A 6229-nucleotide genomic window follows, 5' to 3' on the forward strand; every position below is an offset into this window, starting at 1 on the left:
TTTAGAATGAGACACTATCTGTTTACTATCCTTTTCCTGTTTTTGGTAGCCATCACATCCTCAATTGGCCAGACCACCGAGAACTTTGTCAAGACATATAAAGCCCGTATAGGAACCAGTTCCACCGCTACGGTGACGGGCGGTACCCCCAGCCAGTCCTATAAAAGCTTTACGTATGTTGACGGCCTTGGCAGGCCAAATCAGACAGTGGGTAAACAGTCCACGATCACTGGCAAGGATCTGATTACACCTATTATTTATGACGGTTTCGGGCGACAGGAAAAAGAGTATCTGCCTTATATAGAGAATTCGGGCGCCCAAGATGGTAGGTTACGTACAAATGCCCTTTCTTCCCATGCTTCGTTTTATGCAGGCAAATATGCCGGCGACACCTACGGCTATTCCCAGACCCTGTTTGAGCCATCGCCCCTTAACCGGGTGGACAAGCAGGCCGCTCCTGGCAATGCCTGGAGAATGGGCACTGGGAAGGAAGTGAAGTTCGGCAGAAGGACAAACACCTCAGGGGAAGGGGTTAGGATATTCACGGTAAACGGTTCAGGGCTTCCCGTGAATCCCACAGCTACTCCCACCTACGGGAACAACCTGCTCTGGGTGGAGACCACCCAGGATGAGGACGACAAGACAAGCGTCCAATACACCGACAAACTGGGCAGGGTAATCCTGAAAAAGGTGCAGAATACCGCCACCCCTACGGGAAACGGACACACAGGCTGGCTCTGTACCTATTATGTGTATGATGACCTGGGGCAGCTCCGTGTGGTGATCCCGCCCCAGGCCACCCAGATCATGTTGACCAAAGGGTGGAATCTTTCTACGAATGCGACACTGGCCGCTGCCCAATATTTCCGCTATAAATATGACGGGAGGGGGAGACTGACCGAAAAGTATGTTCCCGAAAAGCAAGTGGAATATTACCTGTATGACCTTCAGGACAGACAGGTGGGCTTTCAGGACGGAAATCTGAGGAGTGAAAGTAAATGGCTTTATACCAAATATGATGCCTTGGGAAGGGTGGTGATAACAGGACTTACTACAGTGCCGACTACGACCACATTCGCTGCCCTGCAGACCACACTGAACACGTCCGGATCAAACAATGCGACAGTCAAGGCGAACACGGCAAAGATAAAGACCGGGACTTCGATCACCTCTGCCAAGTATGACGGCTATCAGGAGTATGTGGCCTCAAGTTCCATTACCCTCAAGCCCGGTTTCACCATGAAGGCAACCGGGAACCAATCCTTCACGGCCAGGATCGGAACGCCTCCGGCATCCGGTGCGACAGGCGCGTGGCCACCTGACGAGGGGGAGATCCTGACGGTCAATTATTATGATTCTTACCAATACATGACCGGTTTTTCTTACGATAACCCGGGCTCGGCCTTTCCGTCCTCTGCCAGTACCCGTGTCCACGGACTGCAGACGGGCAAAAAGGTAAAGAACCTGGAGACGGGTGAGTTCTACACCAGTGCGTTCTACTATGACAACAAAGGAAGGATGATCCAGTCGCTGGGACAGCACCAGGCAGGGGGCACGATACGTGCTTCCACGGCCTATAACTTTGAAGACCAGCCGACCAGAAGCCTGGTTACCAATTCCCTGTCATCAAGTTACAATGTCCTCCGCACCTATAACTACAATGTGATAGGCCAGTTGGCATCCATCACCCACCAGGTAGGGAGCGGGGCCGTGAAGACCCTGGTACAATACACTTACGATGACCTGGGCAGGCAGACAGGCAAGACCTTCCCGACGGTGGCCTCCAATGCCAACCAGACCAGTACGTATAATATCCGGGGCTGGCTGACCGGACTGGGCACCGGTTTTACCGGGGTGTTCACCCAGGCGCTCTACTACAATACCGGGGCGACCGCCAACAGGTTCAACGGGAACATCTCCAGGATTTCCTGGACAGGGGGGCAGGCTTCGGCGCCGGGCACGCGTACCTACAACTACGCCTATGACAATGCGAATAGGATCACCGCGGCCACATTCACTTCCACGACCAGCGGGGAGAACAGCCGCTACAACCTGAGCGGGATCACGTATGATGCCAATGGCAATATTAAGACAATGACCCGCCGGGGGGAAAGGGCCGCAGGGAACTATAACATTGTCGATGCGCTGACTTACAGTTATGCGACCAATGCGACCTTTGAGGATACCTATTCCAATAGGCTGTTAGGCGTGGCGGACGGACAAAGCTCCAATACCTTTACCTCCAAGGATTTCAAGCCCAACGGCGGGGCACCGGGGAATTATCTATACGATGCCAACGGGAACCAGACGGTCAACAAGGACAAGAGGATATCCGGGACAAAGTACAACCACCTCAACCTGCCGGAGGAGATCAGTTTTTCCACGGGGGGGAAGATCAGATTCGCCTACGATGCCGAGGGGAACAAACTGACGCAGAAGGTTTACAACAGCAGCGGGACATTGACCAAGACCCAGGATTACATCGGGGAGCTGGTGCTTCTGAACGGTGCCCTGGACTACCTGGTACACGAGGAGGGAAGGATAGTGGCCGAGGAGGACGGGCTGCACAGCGAGTTCTACGTGAAGGACCATCTGGGCAATACCCGACAGGTATTGCGCAGCCCGACTGTACAGACCTTTATGGCCACGATGGAGACGCAGCATGCGGAAACAGAGGAAATGGAGTTTTCCATGGTATCCGCATCCAGACAGACCGAGCCCGAGCACAACGTGACGCAGGGAGGAAACCAAGTGGCCTGGCTGAACGCGGACAGGGGAAGGATGGTAGGCCCTGGCAGGACCCAGGAGATCTATGCGGGGGACAGCCTGAAACTGCAGGTTCACGGCAAATACCTTGAAGATAAAAGCCAGAAAGCCAATGCGGGGAGCTTTATGACGGTCGGGGCTGCGGACAGGCTGATCAACGACCTGAACGAACTGGCGGCAAGCAACCTGCGTGCGGGTGGTGCGAACCCGATCGCTTTACTGAACCTGGCGGATATTTTGGCAAAAGACCTTCAAAAGAAAGAAGCCCCGGAGGCCTACCTCATGTATGCACTATACGATCAGGATTCTAACAGATATGAGGTGGGCAAGAAAGTCCTTTCTAAAAACGCGGCAAACCAGCATGAAGTCTTGGAGGAGAATATGTATATTTCCAAGGACGGATATATGGAGACCTTTGTGGTAAACGAAACGGCAGAGGATGTCTGGTTTGACAATATGATGGTGATGAGCGTGAGTTCGGCCATCGTGCAGGAGACGCACTACGATCCATGGGGGCTGGAGCTGACAGGGCTGGGATATCAGTACGGAGGGATCAAGGCGAACAAGTATCTCTATCAGGGCAAAGAGTTAATAGATGACTTAAGTCTAAATATTTACGATTTTCATGCCCGTGGATATGACCCCGTCATAGGTAGGACTTTGCAAATTGACCCCGGAAGTGAATCGTATTATCCTATGTCTCCTTACTCATGGGTGATGAACAATCCAATGAAATTCATCGATCCGACAGGAATGTTTGCAGATTACTTTGATAATAGAGGTGAATTTATTGGAGATGATGGAGTTGATGATGGTGAAATCAGAGTATTAAATTCTTCAAAAAATGATTTACCGACAAATCTCTTTGAGAGTGATGGAAAAACAATAAGTAAATCAGTAGGAACTTCTAACAGTCAATTGCTAGATAAGGTTGGATTTAGAGGTAATGAAAGTGCTTTAGAAAATATAGTCAATCATTATCTGGGTGAATTGGGGTTTGACCAAAATGCTAAAGTAAATTATGATTCATATTCTACTATGAGAGGAGATCCTATAACGAATAAGACAATTGTCTCTTTGAATCGATCTGGAAGAATAAATTATGCAGAATTCAACAACTATTATAATTTAAAAAATACTGCTGTGCATGAACGGTTTCATATTGATAATCACCTTGGGGTTAATACTACAATTGAAGGAGGAAGTCAAAATCATTTAGATGCATATAATGCCCAAATTAGTCATGGGACTTGGAAGAATACTACCGCTGGTCATAGGTCTCATATAACAGGAAATATTGGGTATTATATTTCCTATATATCACCATCAAGTACTAGAACGAATGTTCTGAAAAAATTTGAATCAAAACTCGGTGTAAAGTATGAGTGGGTGGAAAACAAAGGGTATTTAAAATGGAAATAATGAGAGCGCTAATTGTTTTTAGTTTTTTTGTATTCCTCTCTTGCAAGTCTCATCGACTCAATGATGAAGAATTTTCAGAATCTAGGGTTTTGGAATATGTTCTTAAAAGCCAGGAAGTGTCAGGTTTATTTGAAGTACCACTGAAGTCGGGAGAATTTGATCCTGCTTCTCGTATTAAAGGGGGGGGACGCATATATCTTTATGATTCCCTATTATCATTTACAGAATTTGAATTAGACACTTTACATCTGCTCCAAGCTGGGTTGACTACGAGAATTATGGAAGATATGTTTAATTTACCGAGCAAAAAGATTTCAGATGAGCTGGAGGAAGTAAATCTTATAACAGATAAGTTTAGTTTTGAAGAGGAGAGAAAGCCGTATTTGATTTTTTCTAGAGTCTTCTTTGATAAAGAAAAAGCAATTTTACTGATAGACTACAAGTGTTTCATGTGTGGTTTTCTTGAATTAGTAGTGATTACCAAAAATAATGAGGGAGAATTAAATGTCTTGAGTAGAAATTATATTAATATGGAATAAGTATCTCTACAACGGAAAGGAACTGATTGAGGACAATGGGCTTCAGTACTACGACTATGGAGCTAGGATGTATGATGCCACGATAGGGAGATGGGGAGTGGTGGATCCGTTGGCGGATCAGATGCGGAGACATTCGCCTTATAATTACGCCTTCAACAATCCGATTAGGTTTATCGACCCTGATGGGATGGCCCCAGGGGATTTTCTTGATGAAAATGGAAATATAATAGGTCACGATGGCATAGACGATGGTAAGGTCTATGTTGTCAAGACGACACAGACCAGTTTTGACAGTGGTGTGCCTTCTGCCGGGATTTCAAAAAGTGATGCCAAAGCCACGGCAAACTTTATCAAGAAAAACTCAGGGAATACCGAGGCATTCCAGAACAACTCAACGGCTTACGATAACAGCGTGGAGATAATCGGTGATGCGGGTACCCGGCAGGGAATGGTCAACATTGTCAACCAGGATAACGGCAGGGGCGGGACATCTGATGCCAACAACCGGGAATACGGTGGAGTTGTCAGAAACGGGGCGGTCATCGAATCTCCTATGGGGCCGGTAGGCAACCCGAAAACCGACCTGAGCGCTTCCGTAACCCATCCCGATGTAATGACGGGGGACATCACTTTCCACAGCCACCCAAGCGGGCAGATAGTTGAAGGTCCCGGGTCAGGGACAATTGGGGGTACTACAACAACATATAAATGGGGCAGAGCTCCATCCGGGCACGATGTAAGAGGTGCTTCCGGGAATGAATATGTGTTTTCCCGTGGGAATGGAGCGGTTTATATATACAATAAATCGGGTGTGGTTGCGACAATCCCACAAATCCGTTTTGTAACCCCTAAAAAGTAGAACGGATATGAAGACGATAGTCAGTGTTATAGCGGGTTTTATGATTTCTGTTATGTATTGTTCAGCTCAATCTGGAAATCAATTGAATGGGTTGCTTGCCACAAGCATAGAGAAACATATACGGTCAAAAGAGCAGCTTGTCAAGGAAGGAGCACTTGTCCGGGACTATCTGGATAAAGTTGTATTCCTGAACGACAACTTCCCGGGGGACTTTCCATTTTCCAAAATAGCGGAAGAGTATAGCGTTGCTTTTTTTGATGATGTCAAGTACGGTAAATCTGAATTGAGAAGCGGGATAAACGTCTTTAGATTACTACCCGTGGTGCTGATTGACAATACTTTATCGATTACAATAGCAGACGGTCGGTTATCCAAGAAGAGAAGCAGCGTTACCATATCCAGTAGCGGGGGGACCACTTATGTATATGGGTACTCTTGCGACACAAAGCGGTGGGAACTGCTGGAAACAAAGTGAAAGCGAACAGGAATAAATAGCAAAGCCCGGCGATGTCCGGGCTTTTTCCTGACTTCGACACTGGGACACCCAAAATCAAAAACCGAACATTTTTGCCAGTTTTCGCTGACTTTGGTTCAGAAGCAAGGTCTTTCTTAGCTTTTTGCCGGAAGATTTGAGTTGGATCTC

The 6229-nt window shown here is 47.6% G+C and carries 4 protein-coding genes; all 4 read left to right on the top strand.

Annotated features, from left to right (window positions below; genetic code table 11):
* Positions 1-6 precede the first annotated feature (6 nt).
* From LZF95_RS21170 to LZF95_RS21185, 4 genes are read left to right on the top strand one after another with little or no spacing between them, the layout of a single operon-like run.
* Positions 7-4188, top strand: coding sequence for a DUF6443 domain-containing protein (locus tag LZF95_RS21170; protein ID WP_233757193.1), 4182 nt, complete (start codon positions 7-9; stop codon positions 4186-4188).
* Positions 4188-4727: a hypothetical protein gene (locus LZF95_RS21175; RefSeq protein ID WP_233757194.1), complete on the top strand. Its 540-nt coding sequence runs from the start codon at positions 4188-4190 to the stop codon at positions 4725-4727. The genes LZF95_RS21170 and LZF95_RS21175 overlap by 1 nt, the downstream gene beginning before the upstream one ends.
* 25 nt (positions 4728-4752) lie before the next feature.
* Entirely contained in the window at positions 4753-5586 is an 834-nt protein-coding gene (locus tag LZF95_RS21180) for an RHS repeat-associated core domain-containing protein (RefSeq protein WP_233757196.1), read from the top strand.
* A 7-nt stretch (positions 5587-5593) separates the two neighbouring features.
* Positions 5594-6061, top strand: coding sequence for a hypothetical protein (locus LZF95_RS21185; protein ID WP_233757195.1), 468 nt, complete (start codon positions 5594-5596; stop codon positions 6059-6061).
* Positions 6062-6229 lie beyond the last annotated feature (168 nt).

Origin of the sequence: Algoriphagus sp. AGSA1, assembly GCF_021390545.1 — a bacterium.
Taxonomy (GTDB): Bacteria; Bacteroidota; Bacteroidia; order Cytophagales; family Cyclobacteriaceae; genus Algoriphagus.